Below are 23129 nucleotides of genomic sequence, written 5' to 3'. Positions count from 1 at the left end.
GCAATCCGATTTGTGCGGTTGGACAAAGGTCAAAAGCCACGGACGTTAAAATTTGTCCGGACAACTCTTCCATCAGGGCGAAATTGTGCCTACACTCCGGCACATGATCGAAAAGACACTACTAGCGTTAGCCTCTACAGTCGCGATCAGCGCCCCGGCGATGGCACAAGACATGCTGCCTCAGGGCATCTGGACCAACACAGAAGATGCGTATTTCGCGGAGGAAGAAGGTCGCACAAAGCCTGATCCTGTTTTCCTTGAGATCGGCGAAGACCGCCAATGGCGCGCTATTGACGCATTCGGGCAGGCACAGAGCGATTGGTCCAATGAGCCGATCTCTGGCCTGACGGTGGGTATCTCCACTGGTTGGCAAATCAATGGCAGCGAGCTGCGCCGTGCGCAGCCATTCTCATGCTGGGTTGCAGTCAGAAAGTTCGAAAGCAAACCGGATGGAAGCGAAGACTGGACCTTTCAGCGAGGCCTGAAGAACTTTGATCAGGGTGGTCGTGTGCTGGTGCCCGGAGGTGGCATTGCGCCTGACGTAACCATCCGCTTGCGCAACGTCACATGGGCTGAGAGCAGTTCCAACAAGCCGGTGCGGGTGATCTACGTGCACACCGATGACCCGGTAAAAGCCGACAGCTACAGCTGGGCCGCCCCCACGTCAGAAATCGTCGGGATCAATCTACGCTGGGTTCAGGCCAGCTGCAGCGAGACCCCCACCGAGATCGAAGGCATCTAAAGACATGGAAACTACACGAGCGATTTTCCGATCGCATGGCGGACCCGAGGTCATCGAATGGGTGACCGAAGATCTCCCCACACCGAGCGCGGGCGAGGTCACTATCGAGCATGGCGCAGTCGGGCTGAATTACATCGATACCTACCACCGTCGCGGGATTTATCCGGTCGAGTTGCCCAGCGGCATGGGTCTGGAGGCTGCTGGCCGGATCGTGGCGATTGGTGATGGCGTTGAAGGCTTTGCCGAGGGAGACCGCGTGGCCACATTCGGGCCACTGCTCGGTGCCTATGCCACACGGCGCAATATCGGTGCCGAGCATCTGTTCAGGCTTCCCGACAGTATCAGTGATGAAACCGCCGCCGCCGCCATTCTGAAAGCCTGCACGACCGAGTTTCTGGTTGAGCGGTGCGGCAAGGTGCAGGCTGGCTGGCCAGTGCTGGTCCATGCTGCTGCCGGAGCGACCGGCCTGCTGCTTGTCCAATGGTTAAGGCATATCGGCGCAGAGGTGATCGGCACAGTCTCAACAGAGGCGAAGGCAGAGGCCGCACGCGCTGCGGGAGCGGACCATATTATCTTCTATAAGGATGAAGACACCGCAGCCCGCACTCGCGAGATCACGGGCGGAGAGGGTGTTCGCGTAACCTTTGACGGGATTGGCAAATCGACGTGGGAAACATCGCTGGACGCGACGGGCAGGATGGGCCTGATCATCAATTACGGGAATGCCGATGCACCCGTCGGCGAGGTCGATGTTGGCGTGCTGGCCATGAAAGGTTCGCTGTTTAACACCCGCCCGATGTTGTTTCACTATTACGAAGATCCAGCTGACCGCGCTGCGGGCGCGGCGCGAGTGTGGGATCTCTTCGACAAGGGCGCGCTTTCCGTCACAATTGGCCAGACTTACGCATTAACAGACGCGGCACAGGCCCATCGCGATTTGCAGGCGGGCAAGACGACCGGCTCGACGGTTTTGCTACCATGAGCCGTATAGTCCCAATCGCCATCGAGGCTCTACCGCCCAAGACACGAGAGAGCCTCTCCTATGCCCAAGAGATCATGGGTTTCGCGCCCAATGATGTGCTGACCATGGCACACTGGCCAGAGCTGCTCGCGGCGATGGAGGGGTTGGTACAGGTCATTTACAAGCCGGGAGAGCTTGATCCAGTGCTGAAACGCTTGATAGCCACAATCACCAGCGGTGCGGTACGGGTGCCGGTATTGCCAGGCGCATACCGCGCATGGGGCGGCCAAGATGGTGGGCGGAGACCAGGAAAAGATCGCCAAAGCGTGGGAGTATCAGACAAGCGATTTGTTCAACGATGCAGAACGCGCTGCACTAGACCTGGCCGCTGCGGCAGGCGTTCAGCCAAATGCTGCGACTGACGAGCATTTTCGTGCACTTGAGCGGCACTTTTCCAAGCAACAGATCATGGAAATTATGGGCGTGATCGGCCTATTCGGTTTCCTCAATCGCTGGAATGATACGCTTGCGACCGAGTTGGAAGACAAGCCGCTCAACTTTGCCAGCGAAACCTACACCGACGATGTTTGGGAACCGGGCAAGCATACTACTCGCGAACAAAACACTTAGCTCTTCCAGGCGGCCCCGCCGACCCAGTCTCCTGCGACACCACAAAATTCCTCAACGCGGATGGATTGCCAAACCCCGGCATCAAAATAGGGGTCTTGTTCGAAGAAAGCCCTCGCCTCCCCTTCATCAACGGCTTTGATAACCAGCAACGAGCCGACTGTTTCTTCGCCGCGCTTGAGTGGGCCAGCCACGGCATAGTGACCGATATTCGCCTCCACATGATCAAGATGCGCCGAGAGTAATTTTTCACGAATCTCAGGTGCATCGTCTCCATCACGGCAATAAAATGCGTAGAGTTTCATTCGGCGACCTCGACCAACTCAACCAGTTCACCGCCCGCACCAATGGTTGTTCCTGTAAGGCGCCCCTCATATAGCGCGCCTTGGCGAGCCACGGGTGGCGTAATCCAATCAACCTCACACGCATCCAGATCACGCACCGCAAGGCTGACGAGCGCATTGCCCGGGGGCAGCATATCGCCATGGCGTGCCCGCTCAGTTGCTGCGTCGGGATAGTCATCCACCTCGACAATCGGCATGCGATCATGCTGAACCATTGTGATGGTCGTTTGCGTATCGGCGGGCAAACCAAAGGCATTGTTGATCATCGAATAGGGCAGCGTGTAATCGGCACCGCGGGTCAGACCAATCCGGTCGGCATACCATGCGACGCTCGCATCGCGATCAGGGGTGGCCAGCACGACGATGAAAATACGGTCGACGGACGATTTGGCGCGCGGCAAGTCCGTGCCAGGCATGTCATTGAGAACCTGATTGAGATAGACCATCTCCTGCCCCGTTCCCAGCACCTGCATTGGGATAAAGGCCGGCTCAATGTTCTCCAGCTTCTTTGGCGGCCCGACGATCTGAAACCCGGCATCCTCAACGACTTCGGGCCAGTGCCACACATCCTCAACAGTGCATTCAAACGCGGCCCAGCCATAGCTGCGCGTAGGTTTGAAATCACTGTGACTCGCTTGCTCGACTAGACGAAACCAGCATGGCTCGCCGCTTGCGGGACGCAAAACCGCATAAGGTGAAGCAGCATTGGCGGGCGCGTTCCAGCTTGCAGCCAAATCCCGCGCAAGCTCGCCGCGCTCGACCAATTCCAGCCCCAGGCAATCACGATAGCCGCGCACTGCGGCATCAAGGTCAGGCACCGTCGAGAGGCCGCCCATGATCGTGCCGTGCGCGATAGTCATCAGCCGTCATCTCCAAAGATTGGTTTGCGTTTCTCGACGAAGGCGGTTGTGCCTTCTCGAAAGTCATCACCCGTGAAAGCAGCAGCAAAAATACTCAACGTTTCCGCGTCATCTTCCGTTTGCCCATCAAGAACGCGCCGGACGAACTTTTTGGTTTCGCGAATAGAATGTGGGCTGGCGGCCAGCAGCTCATCAACAAGAGCTTCCGGCTTATCAGTGATCTGTTCGATCAAGCCGATACGCAACGCCTCAGCCGCGTCAATCAGTTTGCCGGTATAGAGCAATCGCTTGGCCTGCCCCGGCCCCACCAGATCGATCAGTAGCTTCACATCATGCAACGGATAGACCAGCCCAAGCTTAGCCGGTGTGATGCCGAAACGTGCCTTTTCGCTGGTTGCGATGCGCAGGTCACAAGCCATCGCGATGCCGCAACCACCGCCAATGCAATCACCATCGACAACGGCCACAGTCGGCAAATCCAGGCGTGCAAGTTCATATTGCACGCGGTTGATCGCGGCCTGATTGGCTGCACGCCAATCGGCGTCGTCTTTGTTGGCGAGCAGTTCCTTGATATCCGCACCAGCACAAAATGCAGTACCTGCCTCCGCCGCGCGGATGACCAAAGCCCGCACTCCGCCTGTCGCACATGCCTGCTCCAGCAAAGCAGGCATCGCCTGCCACATCTCCATGTTTAACGCGTTTCGCTTATCCGCGCGATCAATCAGCAGATGAGCGAGCTGCCCGCTAATTTCGAGGCGCAGGGTCATGCCGGGTGCGTATCCATAAAATGATCGGCAATCGCTTTGCGCGTGGTTACCCAAACGCCATCATGTGCGCGGACATGCTTTAAGAACTCCTCTAGCGCCCAGATTCGCCCTGGCCTCCCGATAATCCGCAAATGTAATCCAAGGCTCATCATCTTCGGATTACCTTCCTCGCCTTCACGATAGACCTGGTCAAAGTTCGCTTTCGCATAATCGAGCCATTGATGCGGAGTCAGCGCCGGGTCGGTCCACATTTTCATATCGTTATTGTCGAGCTGATAGGGAACGATGCACATGGGTTTACCGGTGGTCTCGCGATCCCAGAAGGGCACATCGCCGGAATAGTCGTCCATGTGATAGGTGAAGCCCTCCTCCTGCAACAAACGCCGAGTGTTATCGGTCAGCAGATAGCGCGATAGCCAACCATAGGGCCGGACACCGCAGGTCTTCTCAATGCTCGTGACGGCCTTGCGGATGAATTCGCGCTCGGCATCTTCATCCATCTTGAACTGATGGACCCAGCGCCAACCATGGCTGACCGGCTCATGGCCAAGCTCGACAATCGCCTCGGCAATCTCCGGGTGGTTCTCAAGGCTAAGCGCGGCGACGGTCCAGCTGGCCATGATGTCATAGCGCTTGAGCAGCTTGACGATGCGCGGCGCGCCTGCCTTGATGCCATAGAGATAGTTGGACTCGTTGGAATAATTGCGCATCTTCGACTTTACGAACACGCCTAGCTCGTCGACCGGCTCCATCCCACGATCGCCTCGCGCAATGGTCATCTCGCTGCCTTCCTCGACATTCACCACGACGCTGAGCGCCATCTTGGCATCGTTTGGCCAGTCGATACGTTCTTCTTCTAGTTTCATTTGTCCTCGCTATCGCTCGATGACCGCGCCACCCGCGCCCTCCGCCCTTCCACCCGGATGGTATCCCGGCAGGCTCCGGGTCGAAGGGCGGAGGGCGCGGGTGGCCTGGGAAACCTGAACAATCTCAATGCATCTCCTCGCCGCCTGAAACATTCAGCGCTTCGCCAGTCACGTAGAAGGCATCATCGCTGGCGAGCCACAAACACGCCGCCGCAGTATCACTTGGCAGACCTGGCCGACCCATGGGGTTTTTGGCGGACATATTGGCAAGGTAGTCGTCAACCGTATCGAAGCCGAGCAGCTTGGAGAAATATTCGTTCTGTTGTGCGCCAAGGCCCGTCGTCACATGGTTTGGACACACAGCGTTCACCGTGATCCCATGCGCACCAAGCTCGACAGCCGAAGCGCGGGTCAGGCCAACCATCCCATGCTTAGAACTGACATAGGCGGGCAAATGCGGGAAACCGGTTTTGGCAGCCTGTGACGCAATATTGATGATGCGCCCACCCTTTCCGGCCTCCACCATCGCCCGTCCGGCCGCCTGTGTGCCATAGAATGCACCGGACAGGTTTACCGCAATCACTTGATCCCACTCGCTTTCGGTATCAACTTCAAGAAGCGGCTTCATCTTAAAACCAATGCCGGCATTGTTGACGAAGATGTCGAGCGAGCCAAATTGCTCGATCGCCCGTGCGACAAGCGTCTGGCATTGATCCGCCTTCGAAACATCGCAGGCAATGGTCGCGACCTTGGCCCCCGAAACAGATGAGCGCCCACGCAATTCCTCTGCGACCGCTTCGGCTTCATCATCAATAACCAAATCGGAGACGACGCAGTTCGCGCCTTCATCAGCAAAGGCCTGCAAGATGCCCTGCCCCAGCCCTTTCTCCTTTCCAGAGCCTGTCACAACGATGGTTTTGCCAGCGTATTTGTCCATCGCTTACAAATCCTCGGTCAGGATGAATTGCGGTGCGTCGGCATAGTCTTGAAACGGTGCGGCTTTCGCTTGAAATTCCGGGTCAGAGACATCCGCCACAAACGCATCCATATCAGTGATGTCGAGTACCTCGAAATAGGCATAGGGCGGCGGCGTATCGGGATCGCCGAACAGACCCGTCGACTTGTGTACCGTAAAGCTCTTCACCGACGGTAGCGCGCTCGCGGTCGGGATATCCTTGCCCTTCGCCCATGCCTCATATTCGGCGATGTCTGTGCCAGGCTTTAGATTGAACGGAACGATAATACGCATGGCGTTTCTCCCTTAAGTTTGTGGTGCGCGGTAAGCGCCAAGTTTGTCATCAAGTTGGCGGGCAATGCGAAACAAGCCTGCCTCCGCACCGGTTTCGCCGATAATCTGCACACCAATTGGTAGGTTGTCGCTGGTCCATCCCGCCGGAATACTGATCGCAGGCAATCCCGCGATATTGGCGAGGCAGGTAAAGTCTGCCTGCGCCGCTGGCTCAGGCTCTGAATGCGGAAACGCAACATTGGGAACGGTTGGCATGATCAAAAAGCCATGCTTCGCGACAATGTCCTGCACCTCCTGACGTGATGCCTCCAGAATGCGCTGATCGTCGGCCCAATCGGCTTCGGAGCGCTTGGGGCCATAAGTCAGCAGCTTGGCCAGATGTTCTGAGACCGCAATACCAGCCAAATCTCCCGCCATAAATTTCGATACGCCGATAAATCCGGCAAATCGGATGCGTGAATTGGATTGGCTGAGCGAAACCTGCGCAGGCGCATCCGGCAATGACGCGACTATCGCTTCGAAAGCGGTGGCAACAGGCAGAGCAACATTCACGCCGTGATCCACCAATGTCGCGCCGCCCCCTTCGATCCCGCTTTCACCAAAATCGGACATCACCCGCGCCGCGCGCTCAAGCATATCCAAATCACGTGCGAGTGGTCCAATCGCGTCAAGCGACGGGTCTGCGGGGATGAGCCCACCTTGGCTCACAGCCTCGGTCGCTGGCTTAAAGCCATAGACCCCGCAATGCGCCGCCGGGATACGCACCGACCCCATCGTGTCTGTGCCCAGCGCCACATCGCAAAGGCCAGCCGCTACCGCTGCCCCGCTGCCCCCGGATGAACCGCCAGGGGAATAGCCATCTTTATGGGGATTTTGCGTCGGCCCGAAATGCGGGTTGTCGGTTTTCGATCCGAGCGCGCCTTCTTCCATATTGAGGATACCGGTGATCGCTGCCCCCGCTTGGCGCAGGCGCTTGATCACATCCGCGTCCTCGTTAGCGACGCGGTCTTCCCACGCACCGATGCCCGCATGGAAGGGCATGCCCTTCACCGAAATGTTGGCCTTCACGCCAACGGTTACGCCTGCCAGCGGGCCGTCCCCGCCGGTGGCGTTTTCGTCACGATAGAGAAAGGCGTTGTAACGGTCGATCATGGGTTGCGCTCAGACGCCCCGCTCATCAATCAGGCGCAGCGGTTTCTGCCGCTTGTCGATCTCTGTTACCGTCGCAGTCCCGCCCGGCTCGCAAAGCGCAATCTCGACTTCCACGCCGAGCCCCTGCTTGAGCGTTTCGGCGAGCGCCGCCTCGTCGGTTCCGCCCCGACTTTCCAGCGTCACCCGCATGGAATCGCGCTGGCTCGCATCGCGCGTGAGGTGGCACACATATTCGCCGGTGAGATCCGGACGGTTCTCAATAATTGCGCCGATCGCGTGTGGGAACACGTTGATCCCGCGCAGCTTGACCATATTGTCACTGCGCCCGCGGAAGCCCGCAATCCGCTTAAACGCAATCTCACCATGCCCATCAAGCTCATGCGTAATGTCATGCGTGTTAAAGCGAATACAGGGCGCAATATCGTCTTTGTAAAGACAGGTAACGACCATATCTCCTGTCTCGCCATGGCTCACCGGCGCGCCATCATCAACGCCGAGCAACTCAAGATATTGCGCATCCTCCCAGACATACATGCCATTGCGGTCCGGTCCTTCGCCCGCGATGGATCCGGTATCCCCCACGCCGTACCAATCATACGCTTTTGCGCCGTGCCATGCGTCCTCTGTCGCCTGACGATCCTCTGTGCCCAGATGACCGATAATCATCTTGATGTTGATTGTGTCGAATAGGCCCAGCTCCTCCGCAGTCTCCGCCAGTTTGCGAATGTAATCGACAAAGCCCACCACACAGGTAACGCCGAAATCAGCCATCAGTTGAACCTGATTGACGCTACGCGTTTCGATGCCTGTTCCCGCTGAGAGGAAGATTGAGTTGGTGAATTTGGTCACGCTTTCACGGATATAGTGACCGCCATTTATCATGCCGTGACCATAGACAGAATGGACGACATCATCGCTTTGCAAACCCATCCAGCGATACATGCGGCCAACCAGCAAATTGCCGACTTCGCGCCCCTTCGGTCCAAACATCAACACTTGCGGCTTGCCGGTCGTGCCGCTGGTAGTGTGAAAAACCACCGGATCACGCGTCGCCGCGTTGCCCATGCCGTGAAAATCACCATAGGGCGGATACTCTGCGATAGACGCCATCAGGTCGGACTTGTCATAAACGGGCAGCTTGGTGATGTCGGCCAAGCCGGTGATATCGCCGGGTTCAATGCCTTGTGCACCCCATAGCCGCTGGTAGAATGGCACTTGCCAGCCCTTGGCCATCAGCTTCTTGAACTGCGCATCTTGCACCGCAAACAGCTCGTCTCGGCTCATGGATGTGTAGCGCGAAACGAATTCCTCGCCCACCGGATAATCGGCCAGCATCTGCTTATGATCGAGTGCTTCGAAATAGGTCGAATAAGTCATTGAATATCCGTGAAATAGGCAAGAGGATCGTCGAAAATACGGGCATCCGCATCGTCTGCTGCGAGCTCGCGTGCGAGGTTCAATTTGGCCGCGTTTTGCTCGGGTGAGAGCGGGTTGTCCGGGCTACCAAGTGTATGATCTACCGGGTGCGTTTCAGTGCTGCCGTCGATCCGAGTTATCGTGAGCGATTGCGGGAACAGCGCATTGCCATCCGTATTGCCGTCGTCAGTAAGGCGAACCTTGGCCGCGATTGCGGCCAGCTTCGGATCGCCAATGTCGGTTGATGTGAAACGGCGCGGATCAATCCGTCCATCTGTCAGCATAAGTGCGGTAAGATACGGCATGCAAAGTCGCGCCCAGGCGGGCGTCATATCCGGCGAATATGGTCGGTCAACCAAGCGGCGGATCAGCGGCGGGCAGGCAAGCTCAATGCTCGTGACTTCTGCCGGACTAAGCGCCAACTCCTCTAACTTGCCCAGCGCGGCATGGCTCGCACGGCCCGATGGGAATGGCTTGGTGCTCACCTCAGCAATCCGCCAAACCTTACCAAGGCCGGCGGTGTAGCGCGACAGGTCACCCGTTTCGAACAAGGCCAAATAGCCAAAGGGTCCCTCCAACGGGTCTTTGGGAGCGGAGAAACCCGCCTTCGCAAGATCGCTGGCGGTCACTGCCGCACGCGCCGCATTGGCGATCTGGAAAGGCAGGGTCTCACTGCCCTCGACATGCGCCTGCATGGTCCCGGCAGCACTCGAATAGGCCAGCCCCAACGCGTCATCCAATGGCGCTCCATCCAGCCGCGCCACAGCCATCGCCGCGCCCATCACCCCACATACCGCTGGACGGAAGAACGTCATCGCACTGTCGACACAAAGGCCCAGGCCCGATGCGATGTCGACGCCAATGGATAGCGCGACAAGCGCTTCCTCTGGATCGTATCCTCCCTGACGGTCGATAGCGGCGCCAAGCGCCGCCGTCACAACGCTCATCGCGTGGACCACAGCGGGTTCATGCACCGCATCCCACTCAAGGCAGTGGATGCGATACCCGTTCACAAACGCGGCTGAGGGTGCTGGCAAACGTTCGCTCGTGCCAAGCAGCCGCGCCTCTTTCCCGGTGCCAAACTGCCGCGCGGTGTCGAGAATTGCTGGCTCGCCAGGCGCATTTACTGCTGCCGCTCCAATGGCCAGCGTGTCACCCATTAGCCGGATGGCAGCGGACCTTACGTCGTCTGGCAAAGTGTGCGACGCGGCGGCAAATTCCAAGAGGTCTTCGGTTGCGCTCACGCCAGCCACTCCTCCAGCATTGCATCGATTGCCAATGCATCTTCGCCATTCAGAGCTAGGTCAACCGCGCGATCTGCTTCACCTTTGGCCAAGCCACCCCAACGCGCGAGCGTGTGCATCTTCTCGATAATGCGATCCTCGTTCACCGGGACCTCTGGATCGCCAAGCGTATCCGCGATCTCATGACCATTCACGCGCGCACCGAAATGTTCGGGATAACGGCTTGTAATTGTTGGATTCTCTGAGACCGAGACTTGTCCGCGCAAATCGGCCAGCGCAGCAACCGCCTCCTCAGTAAAGTCTTCCGGGTCTGCATTGCGACCATCAGCGATAACGGCGACTGCATGCTGCAACGAGAACTTCGCCTCGATCTCGGTCTTGGGATCAGGTCGATCACAAAATGTCAGAGCATCGGCAAACGTTTCAACGCTGAATGGTGCTGTGAGCTTGCCCGCATCACGTAACTGCATTGCCGCATCAATCGCCGGATGGGCATGCCGACATGCCGCAAACGGCTTGAAGCTCACATCGTGGATCAACCAGCCTGCATCATCCCCACCAAGATCGCCCGGCTCCTTGGTTGCGGCTGCAAACAGACCTTGTGGGCCCTCCAAGATACCTGACGGGCCAGTCGCGCCATAGTGCACATGGAGAGCCGCATCGCGCCCCGTGCGTACAGCGTGATAAACATGCCATTGCTTGGTCAGCACATCGTCATGGCGCATGTGCCACAGCCCACCCGCCACTGATCCCGCATTACCCAGAGCATTGGTATATTCGACTGGCGCAAAACCGATAAGCGATCCAAACGCCGCGGCGGCTCCAAAGACCCCCGCCGTCGCAGTCGGATGCCAATGCGCATAGTGATGCGCATCAAATGCCGATCCGACCGCGATCATTGCCTCATACCCGCGCACCGCCGCACCGAGACGGTCATCCATCATAGCGCTGCTCATGCTCATCGCAGTGGGCCAGATCACCGGGCCGGGATGCAACAATGCGGTGCGATGAACGTCATCCATCTCCAATACATTCCCGGCATATGTCGCACGTTCCCACCCAGCCTGCGAAATCGCAGTCCCCAGATGCCCCGCTTCGGTATCACGAGCGCCTGCCACACATGCCAGCCAATCGAGTAAGTGGATACGTGCTCGCTTTTTCTCGCCATCGGGAACAATGCGCGCTAGCCTACGTCCTAATGTAGCGAGGTACGGCTCACTCATGGCGCGATACCTTGACTTGGGACTGGGAGATAATTTTGGCTGACGCCGACGCGCCTGTGAAAAGCAAAACCCCGCGCTACATGCAGGTTGCGGGTGAATTGCGCGAAGAGATTTTGTCTGGCCGCTATGCCGATGGTCAGCAATTTCCGACTGAGACGGCATTGTGCAGCCAATACGACGTCAGCCGCTTTACGGTTCGCGAGGCGTTGAAACGACTTCAAAACGAGGGGCTGATTGCGCGCAAACGTGGTTCGGGCACTGTAGTTCAACCCGCTTCCGCGCGGGGTGGCGCACTGCATCAGCCGCTGTCGAATGTAGGCGAGCTGCTCCAATATTCGCGCGAGAGCGAGGTTGAGTATTCCGAACGCGACTCCGGAGCTTTGCCCCAGGGCGTTGCGGAACAAATCGGCGACGATACGGACGGTATATGGCGCCGTTTTCGCGGGGTGCGGCGACAAACACCCGATACCCCGCCTATCGCCGTTACTGACGCCTATTTTCACGAGAAATTGGGCGATGCAGTCGACGAGCTTGATCTGTCCGCCGGTACGTTGTTCAGTCAGATTGAGCGAACCGCCGGTGTGACCATCGACCGCGTCACGCAAGATATTCAGGCGATCACCGCCGATAGCCGTGTGGCAGGCTTTCTCGAGATTGACGAAGGCGAGCCGGTGCTGCGGATCGTACGTTGTTATCTCGACCCCAAGGGCAGCGTGTACGAGATCTCCGTGAGCCATCACCCCGGTGGCCGCTTCGCCTACGCGATGCATATCGACCTCGACAGCTGACGCCCTCATTTTTCGCCCAAACTCGGCACGCTTCCGGGTACGAACGTGTCACCCGCAAAGCGAATTGGTGAGGCGATGTGATGCGCTCCGTCTTCACCCTCAATAATCAGGCCGCGCTCGACAATGTGCGGTTCGTCCAAGGCTTCGCGAAAATTCAGAACAGGCGCAAATGCGACATCCTTATCCGCAAACCACGCGACCCATTCATCGCGGGTCTTGGCCGCAAAGGTTTCGCGTAGGAAAGCGATCAGCTCTTCTTGCTCACCCGCCTCTCGCTCTGCATGCGGGATCAGGTCTTCACGCTCAAGCGCAGTGAGCAGGTTTGTCGCGAACTTAATTTCGCGCCCACCAAGCGAAACGTGCTTGCCATCGCGCGTCTGATAGACGTGATAGAACCCCGCGCCGCCAAGCGAGCGCTGACGCTGCGAGACGGGGCTCTCGCCGCCCGCAATAGCGCTACCGGCAGTATGCGCGCACCACGGCAACAGGCTGTCGAACATCGCGCAATCGATATACGCGCCCTCGCCAGTCCGATCTCGCCCGAGCAGCGCCATAAGGGTTGCCGAAAGTGCCGTCAGACCAGCGGCCATATCTGCGCTCGGTGCCCCCGGCACGACCGGCATGCCGTCCGCGCCATCATTGACCGATAGGAACCCGGCAAGAGCCTGTACCGCCATGTCATGCGCGGGATGGTGGGCGAGCTCTCCCTCCTGCCCAAAAGCGGAGATCGAGCAATAGACAATATCGGGCTTGATCGACTTCACGCTATCGTAATCAAAGCCGAGGCGCTTCATCACTCCTGGACGAAAACCCTCGACGAAAACATCCGCGTCGCGGCACAAATCCATCAGCGCCGCTTTACCTTCCTCGCTCTTCAGGTCGAGAACAACGCTTTCCTTGCCGCGATTGAGATTTGCGAACCACACCGAATGGCCTGCCTCCTTCGGCTCCATCTGGCGGGCGGGATCGCCAGCCTTTGGCTCGATCTTGATCACACGCGCGCCATGATCCGCCATCATGACAGTCATCATTGGCCCTGGCAGAAACTGCGTCAGGTCAACGACCGTAATACCAGAAAGTTTGCCCATATCTGACTAGACCCGTCTCAGCTTGCCTGTGGTCAGACAATGCCGCCAGCGCGCAATTTGGCAATAGCCTCTGCGTCATAACCCAACTCACTCAGCAGCGTGTCGCTGTCAGCCCCAAGCAATGGCGCCGCGCGATTGGGTAGCCGTTCCCCGTTAATCTTAATCGGGCTTGCCAGCACTTGCACATTATCACGGTCCGGATGATTGACCTGATCGCGCATACCGATTGTGGTAAGCCACGGATTGTCCAAGGCATCGGCCAACTCATACACGGGCGCGACAGGAACAAACCCGGCGAGCAATTCCTTCCAATAGGCCATAGGCTGCTTCGAAAATTCTGCATCAAGCAGTTCGGTCAGCACTTCGCGGTTCGCCAGCCTATCAGCATTGCTGGCAAAACGTGGGTCATCGCGCAAATCATCGCGGTACGATTTGATCTACCAAAATGTCCCAGAATTTCGGCAGCTGACACATCACAAACATCCAGCCGTCGGCGGCCTTGAACATCTGGCTGGGTGTCGCAGTTGGATGTGCGCTGCGCGGTGTACGGGCGGTCTCATCGCCCTCGTTCATATACCACAGCGCGGGATAGCTTGTCTGATGGACAGCTGCGGACAAGAGGTCTGTGTCGACGTCGCGCCCTTTCCCGCTGCGCTGCGCATCAGTCAGCGCGGCCAGCAGACCGATCGTAAAAATCGTCCCGGTCATGAAATCGACCATGGACAGGCCCATCCGCTGCGGCTCTCCACCCGGCTCGCCAGTCATCGCGCAATAGCCAGCCTCAGCCTGCATCAGGTAATCGTACCCCGGCCATTTGGCACGCTCATTGTCGCGGCCATAGGCTGACAAATGCGCGCACACGACAGCAGGATTGACGTCTTTCAGCGCATCATAGGTCAGGCCCAGTTTTTCAGGCAGATCGCCGCGCATATTGTTCGCCACAACATGGCTGCTTGCGACCAGGTCGCGAAAGATCTTTTGTCCCTCTTCCGCACGCAGGTCGAGCGTCAGAGACTTCTTGTTGAGGTTGAAGGCCTGAAAATAGAGGCTCTCGCCCTCGCGCAGAAAATGAGGACCGACCGCGCGAGCGGTATCGCCACCACCTTTTCCGTCTTTGCGCGGCGGCTCGATCTTGATGACCTCAGCGCCCAATTGCGCCAGATGCATCGTTCCATAAGGTCCAGCGCCATATTGCTCAGCACTAACGACCCGAAAGCCCGCGAGAGGAAGGCCAGCGCTCATACTCAGATCTGGTTCTCTTTAAGATGCTGCTTGGCGATGATCATGCGCTGCATCTCATTTGTGCCCTCGCCAATGCACATCAGCATGCTGTCACGGTAATACCGCTCAATGTCGTACTCTTTGGAATAAGAGTAACCGCCAAAGACCCGCATGGCCTCTTGGCTGTTCTCGACCGCGGCTTCGGATGCAAAGTATTTGGCAATGCCTGCTTCTTTGTCGCAGCGCTCACCGGAATCGTAAGCTTCCGATGCATCAAGCGTGAGCAAGCGGGCCGCGCGAGCACGCGTCACCATTTCGCCTAACTTCAACTGGATCGCTTGATGCTGAGCAATAGGCTTGCCCATTGTTTCGCGCTGCTGTGCATATTCGGTCGCCAAACGCAGCGAACCCTCGGCCAAGCCAACTCCGCGTGCGGCAACATTGATCCGGCCAAGCTCCAACCCGCCGGTCGCCTGAAAGAAGCCCTGCCCCTCGGCACCACCAATCAACTGATCAGCGGGGATGCGATAATCCTCCATGACCAGTTCAGCAGAGTCGATCGCCTTGTAACCAAGCTTGTCGAACTTTTTGCCGGTGGTCAGGCCGTCTCTCTTGTCAGCAATGAAGAGGCTCATGCCCTTATATCGCGGATCTGCATTTGGATCTGTCTTGGCGAGCATGGCAAAGCACTGACCGTTGAGCGCGTTCGAAATCCACGTCTTCGTACCGTTGAGAATGTAGTCGCCGTTCTCATCTTTTTTGGCCACTGTACGGATCGCCTGCAAGTCCGTGCCCGCATTGGGTTCTGTCAGCGCCAGGCCACCACGAATTTCGCCCGTCGCAAATTTGGGCAACCATTTCATCTTCTGTTCTGGCGTGCCGAACCGCTCAACCGCAGCCGCCATAATGAGGTGCGAGTTGAAGATACCGGTGATGGCCATCCAATAGCTGGAAATGCGCATCACGATCTTTGCATAGGTCGTTGCTGGCAGGCCGAGGCCGCCATACTCCTGACCGATAGTGGCACCGAACAGGCCCATCTCTGCCATCTGCTCAACGAGCTTTTCCGGCCAAATATCGCCATGATCATGGTGCTGAATGACCGGAATTACCTCGCGTTCAAGCCACCGATCAATTGCGTCCATAAAGGCGCGTTCTTCATCGGGATCGATGGTACGGATCTGGTCTTCAAGTACTGCGGCGGTTGCCATACTGTGTTCCTTCGGGGGTCCTGCTGTATCTGGTTGACTTAGTCGTCGAGATTTCCAAAGCCACGCTTCCAAACCAAGACGGAGCGCTTATAGTGGCTTACCACTTCGCCATCCTGGTTCTTGGCAATAGTCTTGAATGTAACGATGCCTTGGCCTTCGCGGCTCTTGCTTTCTCGTTTCTCTAGGACTTCGCTTTCGCAATAAATTGTGTCGCCGACAAAGAGCGGATGCACCATCCGCACCTCGTCCCAGCCGAGATTGGCGATCGCCTTACCGCTTGTGTCCGACACACTCATGCCGGTCATCAAGGCAATCGTCAGCGGGCTGACCACGAGCGGCTTGCCAAATTCGGTCTTCTTCGACAGCTCATAATCAAAATGAGCCGGATGCGTGTTCATGGTGAGCAGCGTGAACCATACATTATCCGCATCGGTAATCGTGCGCCCGGGACGATGTTCATAAACATGCCCCACTTCGAAGTCATCGAAGTACCGCCCCTGAACCTCGCGGAATCTGCCCGGGGAAACTTCAATCACACCATCACGCATTCACTTGCTCCTCATGCCGCGCCAGAACCGCGCGATACTTTTTGACAAACGGGGCTTCAAGCATGCGCCCCCTAAACCGGATTGCGCGCCCGCCGCCCGCCTCGTAAGCATCCAGCGCTTCGCGTGCCTCACTGACTTCGGCATCAGAGGGCGCGAACGCAGATCGGATCGCGTCCAGCTGGCGCGGATGGATCGCCGCCTTTGCGGTGAAGCCAATTGCTCGCGCGAGTTGGCATTCTTCGGCCAAGCCATCTTCATTTTCGAGGTGGATGAAGGGGACATCAATCGCAGGTTTGTTAGCCTCCGCACAGGCGAGAATGACCTGCTGACGCGCGGTGAGTAGAGGCTCCCATGCCAGCTCGACACCAAGCTCGCCGGAAAAATCCCCGCCGCCAAACATTACCGCGACAACCTTGTCATGCTGCGCGATTGCAAGCGCGTTACGCAAGCCTCTGGGCGTTTCGATCAAAGGCACGAGGTCAGGGCAATTCTCACTGAGCGCGCCGGCAACAACCGCAAGCTCCGCAGCATCCTCAACCATCGGCACGAGCAATGTGTGTGGCAAAATATCCGCATCGGCCAACGCAGCAAGATCTCGGATGCCAGCGGCTGTCACAATGCCGTTAATCCGGATGGCCCAGCCAGAGGCATCTTTCGCGATTTCTGCCATTGCCGCGTTGCGTGCGCTTGCCTTGTCATCAGCGGCGACTGCATCCTCAAGGTCAACAACGGTCAAATCTGCTCCGCCAGCCTTCGCCTTCGCGAACCGATCAGGGCGCGAACCGGGCACAAATAACAGGCTGCTGACAGCAAACACGCGAAGCGACTCCTAGTTTGATCGATAATTCGAAATAGCGTGGCTTCACAATTTGTCCGGACAAATCTAAAGTCAAGAGAGAATCGCAAATTTGTCCGGACAAATTCCGATTTCAGGGAGAAACAAAATCATGATTGCTCTTAAACTCTTGGCTGGAATTGGCGCGGTCGCACTGATGGCGACGGGGCATGTTGCAACCGCCCGCATGCTCGATCCGTCTGTCCCTGAAGACGCCGTGGAGATTTCCAAAAGGATGCAATGCGGTATTTCCGCCGATGAGCCTGCGGTCTATCACTGGTCTGGCAACATTTACGGGCGCTCTCCGGGTATCCGCGACAAGCTGTTGTTCAAAGGCGAAGGAATGAACATTCGCCGCTGTGTCGAAGTGGAAGACCCAGAGCGCGGCAAAGGTTGGCGGATTATCAGCCGCGAGGTTATGCTGATGCTTGATCCGACCACTGGTGAAGTCGTCGATGAATGGGAGAATCCCTACACCGGCAAGACCGTCACAGTAATGCAGATCCACAATGACCCGGTGAACAGTCGCCCGACTTTCCCGCGCGGCGCCGATGGCACGCCCTATACCATCAGCACACTGAGGGAGGCCGGGCCCTACGTGTTTATGCCGTTCGAGGTTCCGCTGCTCTATACCAACCCGCTTGCCGGGGACTATCAGGATTTCGTTGGCGGCAAGTATCACGCTATGGAGATTTTCGACTTTGCGGCGCTTAAGGACGAGCTTTACGATTCCACCAGACCCACCGCCTATCCGATGATCAGCTGGGTGCGCATTTCGTCATGGGCACCATGGATGGAAATGGGTGGACGTCCCGGACAAATGGTTTTCAATGCTATGGGTCGCAAATTGCCAGGTGGGTTCGAGGAATTGCCCAGCGTTCTTAAGGATGAGATCCGTGAGAACTATCCAATCTATGAAGAAGCGCCGCCAAAAGATGACACACGACGCAATGAAACGACTTGGACCAAGTTCAAGCTGCTGACTGACAGGGCACGCGCTGAAAGCGAGGAAGCCCGGCCAGCAGCGGGTCACTCTGACTGATGTCATCCTCGCGCCGCGGATTTTTAACCGGAAGTTCCGCGGCGCTGATTGCTGGGGCCGCTCCACGGATGGCATGGGGCAACACCCAAGCTGATGTTGCAATCATTGGCGCAGGTCTAGCGGGTCTGAACGCGGCAAAACTGTGTGAGGATGCAGGGCTCAAAACCACTATCATTGAAGCGAAAGGCCGGGCTGGCGGCAGGCTTCACACCCTTGATGATTTGCCTGGAGCGCCCGATGCTGGCGGTATCCAAATCGGCGCAGGGTACAAACGCCTCCATGCGATAGCAGGGAAGCTCGGCGTGGAGCTGTCATCGAGTTCCGGCGCGGGGGCGGGCCGCACGCAAGTGCCCGGCAATCTGTATCATATCTATGGTGTTTCAACGCCTTCGTCAGCTTGGACGGACAGCGCAGCCAACCGGCTGAAAGGTGATGCGCGGGCCATCGAACCGGCTGGGCTTTTGCGTCATTTCAGCAAGGCCCTGCCGCATCTCGACAAGCCATCGGACTGGCTCAATACAGCTCTGAAAGCCGACCAATCGCTGGAACACATTCTGCGCGATGCAGGCGCAGATGATGAGGCGCTGCGGCTGATAACCGCCAATTTCAACGGCGGCACGCCAGCAAGCATGTCTGTGCTTCATCGCGCGCGCAGCACGGCAATTTTCCGAAGTCAGCCGGGACCGATATCGACCATCAAGGGGGATCCCAGAGGCTGACCGATGCGATGGCCAGCGATCTAGCCTCACCAATCATATTCAACACGCCAATTCGCGCGATTGCGGAGGATGCGGACGGCGTAACACTGCGCCTGCCCGATCAGACCCTGCGCGTCCGCCACGTAATTTGCACGATCCCGTTTGCCGCGCTTCGCACGATACCGCTTTCTATATCGATACCCGACAGCACAGCGCGTATGATCGCTGAACTGCCCTACACCCGTGCCAGCTTCGCCTTCCTGCAAGCGAAAGCGCCATTCTGGGAGCAAGACGGATTGCCCGCGACGCTATGGAGCGATGACCCGCTAATCGGGCGTGTTTTCGTGCTCGGACGTGACCCCGCCATGCTAAAGCTTTGGACCACCGGGTCAGGTGCCGATCTGCTCGACCGCATGCCATTAGAAACCGCCGCGAACGAGATTATTGCCCGTATCGAGAGAGCGCGACCCTCTGCTGTTGGCCAACTGACCATGTTGCGCCGATATAGCTGGCAGAACGATCCCTATGCGCGCGGTATCTACCACCACATCGGAACCGGAATGGCGCGCGATCTTGCCCAGGCGATCCAGCATCAGGGGTCCAGAGTGCACTTCGCAGGCGAGCATATGGCCATCGCCAGCAGCGGCATGGAAGCTGCGCTGGAGAGCGGCGAAACTGCCGCCAAACACGTGCTTGCCAAAGCCTAACGAAAAAGGGCGGCAACCGAAGTCGCCGCCCCTTCTCTGTATTTACAGCGAACCAGTCGCAACCTCCATCACCGGAAGGTATAGCTCAACCTGACGCCAAACTGTCGGCGATCCCGCAGGATCACACGAGCGCCTTCTCGAGTAAAGTTGAAGAACCCGCCGGGGAGCGTTCGCGTACCGAATCCGGTATCAGCAAAGTTTTGCGCTGAAGTCGGCGCATCTTCATCGAACAGGTTGGTCACGAAAAGTTCAAAACCGACATTTTCGCCACGCAAGCCGAACCGAGCATTCACGTCAGTTGCTGATTCCACCTCTGCAACGTTGGCGTTGCTAATGAAGTAGTCGCCAGTGAAGTACAGATCAGTTCGCATGAACCAGGTATCGAACAATTCCCCCAGCCCATTGAACTCGTCTTCATAGAGCGTTCCCAAGGATAGAGAAACGGGCGGGAACCGCGGGGCACGCTGACCAGCGACATCTGCATCTGCTCCGAAGATATCCCCGAAATCGCCGGTGCCGCCGTCAGCTGGGAAACTGGCGATTGTCGCATCAATGTAGGCAAAGGAACCTTGCAAAGAGAACTCATCGCTCACCTGAAATGCTGCGTCTAGCTCAACACCGTAGATGTCGGTTGTCGCACCATTTGAGATGAATTGGACTGTTCGTTGCGGGTTTGGTGCACCGGGGCTGGTGTCAGTTACCACTTCGAAGGAGTTGAATATCTCGTTTTGCCGGCGCATATAAAATGCCGCGAGATTAAACGCTATATTCCCATCTGCGGATTGCTGTTTCCAGCCAAGCTCATAATTGATGAGCTTTTCCTCGCCGAACACGACATCCGCATCAGGCGCGACCGCAGCGAGCTCACCAAGCTGCAAGGCGTCAAGCTGCGCAACCTCTGCGTTGAAACCACCTGGCAAGTTGCCCTCACTATATGTGGCATACAACGTCGTCAGATCACTTGGTTGATAACGTAATGTCACACGTGGCAAGAAGTTGGTGATCGTCGCCGGCGAAATCGGAGTGGTCAACCCAAGGTTTACCTCGTCTTCGAAGATTTCATCCTCTTGATAGCGACCTTCCAGCGTGATCGAAAATTCGTTCGAGAACTGATAGTCGAGCAGGCCAAAGACGCCGATCGTTTCTGCGCCAGATATGAAGCCAGTTTCGCGGAAAATGTCTCCGAAAAAGATGGTCGGACCAAAGAAACTCGACGTTCCGCCAAGTTCATTGATGTCGATGCTGACATAGCTTGCACCAACAAGCACAGTTAGATCATCGTCAAGGAAGTTGCCCTGAAGCCGCCCTTCCAGAGTAAGGTCCTCAGTCTCACGCGCATTGAAATTCAAAAACGAATTGTCTGGCGTCAAATCAAAGTCAGAGAAGAAGCCGAAGTTCTCTTCATTGTATCCCGCCAGAAAGCTGAACTCTAGGTTGTCCGTAAGGTCGAATGACCCGACCGCGCTGAGTTGGAGCGAGTCCAGATTGAGGCCAAATTCATCGACAGTCGTCGGATTATATTTGAAATTGAAGATCGCATCGCTTGGATCTGAACGTGGATCATTGATGAACCCACGCAACAATGCGACAGCGTCTGCACCGGAATTTTGACCAATCGCTGATGCGGGAGGCAAACCAATTTGCCCACGGAAGACCGACTCAGTACGCGAACCAAAGGCGGGCTGGCTGCTATCCGAGGTGTCGACAGACCCATCCGGATTTATCAAGAAACCGCCGAAATTGTGTTGCGCGGTTCCGAAGAACGACACAGCAGCCGCGGGGCCATCTTCGATTTCCTGGTAAGAGCCGCGCAGTTTCAAGCGGAAACTGGACGATGGTTCAAACAGCAAAGAACCATTGACAGACCACTGCTCCTGGTCACCCAGACGCTGACCTGCGACAGCGATGTTGTCATAATGGCCGTCCTTGCTGACGTAATTGCCACCGACGCGGAAAGAAAGTCCATCAAAAATCGGACCTTCGATACCAGCCGCAAAGCGATATTCGTCGCGTGTTGCCGCGGTAACATCCAAATCTACGCGGAACTCATCGCTGGGGTCCTTCGTCACATAGTTGATCGCACCAGCAAAAGTATTGCGTCCAAACAGCGCCGATTGCGGCCCTTTGATGATCTCGACGCGTTGAAGCTCATTAACCCCGATCGTCTCGATGCCGCCGCTTAGGTAAACACCATCAACAAAAACGGTGGCGGTTTGTTGCAATCGATCTCCACTCAGAACCGAAACACCACGAAACCGAGGGGTACTGTTTATCCGCGCCGGGCCGCCAACATTGTTACCCGTTGGCTCAACAAACGCACCAGGGGCCGCTTTGGTGATCTCTGTAATGTCGGTAAAGCCGCCCTGTTCTAGTTCTTCCTGACCCAAGACCGAAACAGCCAGGGGCGCGTCTAAGAGAGTCTCCTCTTTTTTCCGCGCTGTGACGACAATAAGATTATCGTTAGTTGCCCCATCTTCACTCGGTAAAGCATCGGCCTGTTGCGCGAGTGCAGCCACAGGCGTGATCATCGTCGCCGCTAGCAAAGTCGGCTTGATTATACGTTTCATCTGATTCCTCCCTGGTCCATGAGCCTCCCCCAAGACCTTGCTTCAATGATCATTTGTCCAGATAAATTTGTCCAGACAAATTTTTCCACCGTCCTTATTTTACGTGTGCCAGCCACTCGTGCCGTTGCTCTATGGCAACGGTTTAGCGTTGCCCAAAAAGGCGGTAACTAAAAGCAAAGCATAGACAATCCATACCCAGATGCGGGTCTTGTTCATGGTTCGAAGCAACGGGATTTCGGTCTCGTCACTAGAACCCTTCTCAAGAACTGCGGTGAGTTGCGCACCTACCGGCTTGAACGTTACATCAATCATGATTGCCGCCACAAAGATCGCTCCGAACAACAGCGCCTTCCATGCCAGCCAGTCCGGCTGAAGCGGTGTATCAAGAAGTAGGCTTTGCCCGCCGAGCCAGAGGTAGAAACCGCCAACGATCCAACGCAGCCAGCCTTCAATACCGCGATTACGCGCCGCCCGAGGTGTCTGGTCATGCCAGTGCGAATCCCACACTAACCAAAGCCAAAACAGGCCGACGGCCCACGCGCCCCATAACAAGAGCGGGGGCACGTCCCACCACGACCCTGCATCCACCACGCTGAGAGAGAGCGGCACCATCAGTGCCCAGGCGCTGCGCGGTGTCATATCAACGAGCACCAGCAACTTCAGCAACGCGATACGTTGGTCGAGAGAATATTCGGTGCGTTTCCGAAAATGCTGACCCAGCAAAAACACACCGACATCCGCACCAAGCCACAGCACAAACAGCAGGAGGTGCGCATATACAAGCAAAGAATAGGGCGAAATCACAAAATCCACGAACCGCTCCAGATCAATCAGGATGTCCGTGTAAGTGACGCAAACGAACATCAGTTTCAAAATTTGTCCGGACAACTAATCCAAAATTACTTGACAAGCCAGAGATTTGTCCGGACAAATTTCGTTACTCACGGGGGTGGGATACACTTTGTGCCTTTGG

General features: G+C 57.0%; 25 protein-coding genes. 7 read left to right on the top strand and 18 right to left on the bottom strand.

The genetic code is table 11. The features are described from left to right. Positions 1-85: 85 nt before the first annotated feature. The 3 genes from ACZ1GM_RS05485 (at position 86) to ACZ1GM_RS05475 (ending at position 2333) form a co-directional block, all read left to right on the top strand. Positions 86-742, top strand: a complete 657-nt coding sequence (locus ACZ1GM_RS05485) for a hypothetical protein (RefSeq protein WP_472678129.1) — start codon at positions 86-88, stop codon at positions 740-742. 4 nt (positions 743-746) lie between these two features. Next, positions 747-1724 carry a quinone oxidoreductase family protein gene (locus ACZ1GM_RS05480; RefSeq protein WP_472678128.1) on the top strand — a complete coding sequence of 326 codons (978 nt, stop codon included), beginning with the start codon at positions 747-749 and terminating at the stop codon, positions 1722-1724. A 270-nt stretch (positions 1725-1994) separates the two neighbouring features. Continuing rightward, complete coding sequence (locus tag ACZ1GM_RS05475) at positions 1995-2333, top strand: carboxymuconolactone decarboxylase family protein (protein ID WP_472678127.1); 339 nt, start codon at positions 1995-1997, stop codon at positions 2331-2333. On the opposite strand, the gene ACZ1GM_RS05470 is transcribed toward ACZ1GM_RS05475, so the two are convergent. The 10 genes from ACZ1GM_RS05470 to ACZ1GM_RS05425 all read right to left on the bottom strand — a co-directional run bounded on the left by ACZ1GM_RS05470 (position 2330) and on the right by ACZ1GM_RS05425 (position 11451). Beyond that, on the bottom strand, positions 2330-2635 hold the full coding sequence (locus tag ACZ1GM_RS05470; RefSeq protein WP_472678126.1) for a YciI family protein: 306 nt from the start codon (positions 2633-2635) through the stop codon (positions 2330-2332). The genes ACZ1GM_RS05475 and ACZ1GM_RS05470 overlap by 4 nt on opposite strands. Further along, the gene (locus tag ACZ1GM_RS05465; RefSeq protein WP_472678125.1) at positions 2632-3534 is read right to left on the bottom strand and encodes a VOC family protein; all 903 of its coding nucleotides are present in this window, start codon (positions 3532-3534) and stop codon (positions 2632-2634) included. The genes ACZ1GM_RS05470 and ACZ1GM_RS05465 overlap by 4 nt, the downstream gene beginning before the upstream one ends. Further along, positions 3534-4301, bottom strand: coding sequence for an enoyl-CoA hydratase/isomerase family protein (locus ACZ1GM_RS05460; protein ID WP_472678124.1), 768 nt, complete (start codon positions 4299-4301; stop codon positions 3534-3536). The genes ACZ1GM_RS05465 and ACZ1GM_RS05460 overlap by 1 nt, the downstream gene beginning before the upstream one ends. Further along, positions 4298-5167 carry a polysaccharide deacetylase family protein gene (locus ACZ1GM_RS05455; RefSeq protein WP_472678123.1) on the bottom strand — a complete coding sequence of 290 codons (870 nt, stop codon included), beginning with the start codon at positions 5165-5167 and terminating at the stop codon, positions 4298-4300. Before ACZ1GM_RS05455 ends, ACZ1GM_RS05460 begins: the two co-directional genes overlap by 4 nt. Positions 5168-5291: 124 nt before the next feature. After that, a complete protein-coding gene (locus tag ACZ1GM_RS05450) occupies positions 5292-6104 on the bottom strand; it encodes an SDR family NAD(P)-dependent oxidoreductase (RefSeq protein ID WP_472678122.1) in 813 nt (270 codons plus the stop codon). Positions 6105-6107: 3 nt separating this feature from the next. Continuing rightward, positions 6108-6416, bottom strand: a complete 309-nt coding sequence (locus ACZ1GM_RS05445) for an REDY-like protein HapK (protein ID WP_472678121.1) — start codon at positions 6414-6416, stop codon at positions 6108-6110. 12 nt (positions 6417-6428) lie between these two features. Continuing rightward, positions 6429-7568 carry an amidase gene (locus ACZ1GM_RS05440; protein WP_472678120.1) on the bottom strand — a complete coding sequence of 380 codons (1140 nt, stop codon included), beginning with the start codon at positions 7566-7568 and terminating at the stop codon, positions 6429-6431. Positions 7569-7577: 9 nt separating this feature from the next. Then, entirely contained in the window at positions 7578-8945 is a 1368-nt protein-coding gene (locus tag ACZ1GM_RS05435) for a phenylacetate--CoA ligase family protein (RefSeq protein ID WP_472678119.1), read from the bottom strand. Next, a complete protein-coding gene (locus ACZ1GM_RS05430) occupies positions 8942-10228 on the bottom strand; it encodes an MmgE/PrpD family protein (protein WP_472678118.1) in 1287 nt (428 codons plus the stop codon). Before ACZ1GM_RS05430 ends, ACZ1GM_RS05435 begins: the two co-directional genes overlap by 4 nt. Continuing rightward, positions 10225-11451, bottom strand: a complete 1227-nt coding sequence (locus ACZ1GM_RS05425) for an MmgE/PrpD family protein (RefSeq protein ID WP_472678117.1) — start codon at positions 11449-11451, stop codon at positions 10225-10227. Before ACZ1GM_RS05425 ends, ACZ1GM_RS05430 begins: the two co-directional genes overlap by 4 nt. A gap of 35 nt (positions 11452-11486) precedes the next feature. Here ACZ1GM_RS05425 and ACZ1GM_RS05420 point away from each other — a divergent pair, with 35 nt between their 5' ends. Further along, positions 11487-12239 carry a GntR family transcriptional regulator gene (locus tag ACZ1GM_RS05420; protein ID WP_472678116.1) on the top strand — a complete coding sequence of 251 codons (753 nt, stop codon included), beginning with the start codon at positions 11487-11489 and terminating at the stop codon, positions 12237-12239. A 5-nt stretch (positions 12240-12244) separates the two neighbouring features. On the opposite strand, the gene ACZ1GM_RS05415 is transcribed toward ACZ1GM_RS05420, so the two are convergent. Genes ACZ1GM_RS05415 through ACZ1GM_RS05390 form a run of 6 tightly spaced genes read right to left on the bottom strand, consistent with a single transcriptional unit; the run spans position 12245 to position 17124 of the window. After that, the gene (locus ACZ1GM_RS05415) at positions 12245-13327 is read right to left on the bottom strand and encodes a CaiB/BaiF CoA transferase family protein (RefSeq protein ID WP_472678115.1); all 1083 of its coding nucleotides are present in this window, start codon (positions 13325-13327) and stop codon (positions 12245-12247) included. Positions 13328-13359: 32 nt separating this feature from the next. Continuing rightward, positions 13360-13743 carry a CoA transferase gene (locus ACZ1GM_RS05410; RefSeq protein WP_472678114.1) on the bottom strand — a complete coding sequence of 128 codons (384 nt, stop codon included), beginning with the start codon at positions 13741-13743 and terminating at the stop codon, positions 13360-13362. A gap of 1 nt (position 13744) precedes the next feature. After that, a complete protein-coding gene (locus ACZ1GM_RS05405) occupies positions 13745-14569 on the bottom strand; it encodes a CaiB/BaiF CoA transferase family protein (protein WP_472678113.1) in 825 nt (274 codons plus the stop codon). A 2-nt stretch (positions 14570-14571) separates the two neighbouring features. Further along, entirely contained in the window at positions 14572-15759 is a 1188-nt protein-coding gene (locus ACZ1GM_RS05400) for an acyl-CoA dehydrogenase family protein (RefSeq protein ID WP_472678112.1), read from the bottom strand. Positions 15760-15797: 38 nt separating this feature from the next. Next, a complete protein-coding gene (locus ACZ1GM_RS05395; RefSeq protein WP_472678111.1) occupies positions 15798-16307 on the bottom strand; it encodes a MaoC family dehydratase in 510 nt (169 codons plus the stop codon). Further along, positions 16300-17124, bottom strand: a complete 825-nt coding sequence (locus ACZ1GM_RS05390) for an HpcH/HpaI aldolase/citrate lyase family protein (protein ID WP_472678110.1) — start codon at positions 17122-17124, stop codon at positions 16300-16302. The genes ACZ1GM_RS05395 and ACZ1GM_RS05390 overlap by 8 nt, the downstream gene beginning before the upstream one ends. 130 nt (positions 17125-17254) lie before the next feature. Here ACZ1GM_RS05390 and ACZ1GM_RS05385 point away from each other — a divergent pair, with 130 nt between their 5' ends. The 3 genes from ACZ1GM_RS05385 to ACZ1GM_RS05375 all read left to right on the top strand — a co-directional run bounded on the left by ACZ1GM_RS05385 (position 17255) and on the right by ACZ1GM_RS05375 (position 19589). Next, positions 17255-18184 carry a DUF1838 family protein gene (locus tag ACZ1GM_RS05385; RefSeq protein WP_472678109.1) on the top strand — a complete coding sequence of 310 codons (930 nt, stop codon included), beginning with the start codon at positions 17255-17257 and terminating at the stop codon, positions 18182-18184. Positions 18185-18252: 68 nt separating this feature from the next. Further along, on the top strand, positions 18253-18903 hold the full coding sequence (locus tag ACZ1GM_RS05380) for an NAD(P)-binding protein (protein ID WP_472678108.1): 651 nt from the start codon (positions 18253-18255) through the stop codon (positions 18901-18903). 8 nt (positions 18904-18911) lie between these two features. After that, the gene (locus ACZ1GM_RS05375; RefSeq protein ID WP_472678107.1) at positions 18912-19589 is read left to right on the top strand and encodes a flavin monoamine oxidase family protein; all 678 of its coding nucleotides are present in this window, start codon (positions 18912-18914) and stop codon (positions 19587-19589) included. 68 nt (positions 19590-19657) lie between these two features. Here ACZ1GM_RS05375 and ACZ1GM_RS05370 read toward each other — a convergent pair whose 3' ends face one another. Both ACZ1GM_RS05370 and ACZ1GM_RS05365 read right to left on the bottom strand, forming a co-directional pair. Further along, positions 19658-22156 carry a TonB-dependent receptor gene (locus tag ACZ1GM_RS05370; RefSeq protein WP_472678106.1) on the bottom strand — a complete coding sequence of 833 codons (2499 nt, stop codon included), beginning with the start codon at positions 22154-22156 and terminating at the stop codon, positions 19658-19660. Positions 22157-22285: 129 nt separating this feature from the next. Next, complete coding sequence (locus tag ACZ1GM_RS05365; RefSeq protein WP_472678505.1) at positions 22286-23020, bottom strand: hypothetical protein; 735 nt, start codon at positions 23018-23020, stop codon at positions 22286-22288. Positions 23021-23129 lie beyond the last annotated feature (109 nt).

It is taken from the genome of Qipengyuania sp. JB2-7, from assembly GCF_055693485.1.
The sequence above is the reverse complement of the archived record's forward strand: the minus strand, read 5'-3'. Positions and strand labels throughout refer to the sequence as shown.

Bases quoted from the DNA above. Each gene is read 5' to 3' on its own strand.
- ACZ1GM_RS05455 (WP_472678123.1), bottom strand. From the start codon at position 5,167: ATGAAACTAGAAGAAGAACGTATCGACTGGCCAAACGATGCCAAGATG.
- ACZ1GM_RS05445 (WP_472678121.1), bottom strand. From the start codon at position 6,416: ATGCGTATTATCGTTCCGTTCAATCTAAAGCCTGGCACAGACATCGCC.
- ACZ1GM_RS05395 (WP_472678111.1), bottom strand. From the start codon at position 16,307: ATGCGTGATGGTGTGATTGAAGTTTCCCCGGGCAGATTCCGCGAGGTT.
- ACZ1GM_RS05460 (WP_472678124.1), bottom strand. From the start codon at position 4,301: ATGACCCTGCGCCTCGAAATTAGCGGGCAGCTCGCTCATCTGCTGATT.
- ACZ1GM_RS05465 (WP_472678125.1), bottom strand. From the start codon at position 3,534: ATGACTATCGCGCACGGCACGATCATGGGCGGCCTCTCGACGGTGCCT.
- ACZ1GM_RS05480 (WP_472678128.1), top strand. From the start codon at position 747: ATGGAAACTACACGAGCGATTTTCCGATCGCATGGCGGACCCGAGGTC.
- ACZ1GM_RS05365 (WP_472678505.1), bottom strand. From the start codon at position 23,020: ATGTTCGTTTGCGTCACTTACACGGACATCCTGATTGATCTGGAGCGG.
- ACZ1GM_RS05400 (WP_472678112.1), bottom strand. From the start codon at position 15,759: ATGGCAACCGCCGCAGTACTTGAAGACCAGATCCGTACCATCGATCCC.
- ACZ1GM_RS05405 (WP_472678113.1), bottom strand. From the start codon at position 14,569: ATGAGCGCTGGCCTTCCTCTCGCGGGCTTTCGGGTCGTTAGTGCTGAG.
- ACZ1GM_RS05450 (WP_472678122.1), bottom strand. From the start codon at position 6,104: ATGGACAAATACGCTGGCAAAACCATCGTTGTGACAGGCTCTGGAAAG.
- ACZ1GM_RS05425 (WP_472678117.1), bottom strand. From the start codon at position 11,451: ATGAGTGAGCCGTACCTCGCTACATTAGGACGTAGGCTAGCGCGCATT.
- ACZ1GM_RS05375 (WP_472678107.1), top strand. From the start codon at position 18,912: ATGGCCAGCGATCTAGCCTCACCAATCATATTCAACACGCCAATTCGC.
- ACZ1GM_RS05440 (WP_472678120.1), bottom strand. From the start codon at position 7,568: ATGATCGACCGTTACAACGCCTTTCTCTATCGTGACGAAAACGCCACC.
- ACZ1GM_RS05415 (WP_472678115.1), bottom strand. From the start codon at position 13,327: ATGGGCAAACTTTCTGGTATTACGGTCGTTGACCTGACGCAGTTTCTG.
- ACZ1GM_RS05370 (WP_472678106.1), bottom strand. From the start codon at position 22,156: ATGAAACGTATAATCAAGCCGACTTTGCTAGCGGCGACGATGATCACG.
- ACZ1GM_RS05435 (WP_472678119.1), bottom strand. From the start codon at position 8,945: ATGACTTATTCGACCTATTTCGAAGCACTCGATCATAAGCAGATGCTG.
- ACZ1GM_RS05475 (WP_472678127.1), top strand. From the start codon at position 1,995: ATGGTGGGCGGAGACCAGGAAAAGATCGCCAAAGCGTGGGAGTATCAG.
- ACZ1GM_RS05470 (WP_472678126.1), bottom strand. From the start codon at position 2,635: ATGAAACTCTACGCATTTTATTGCCGTGATGGAGACGATGCACCTGAG.
- ACZ1GM_RS05380 (WP_472678108.1), top strand. From the start codon at position 18,253: ATGGCATGGGGCAACACCCAAGCTGATGTTGCAATCATTGGCGCAGGT.
- ACZ1GM_RS05385 (WP_472678109.1), top strand. From the start codon at position 17,255: ATGATTGCTCTTAAACTCTTGGCTGGAATTGGCGCGGTCGCACTGATG.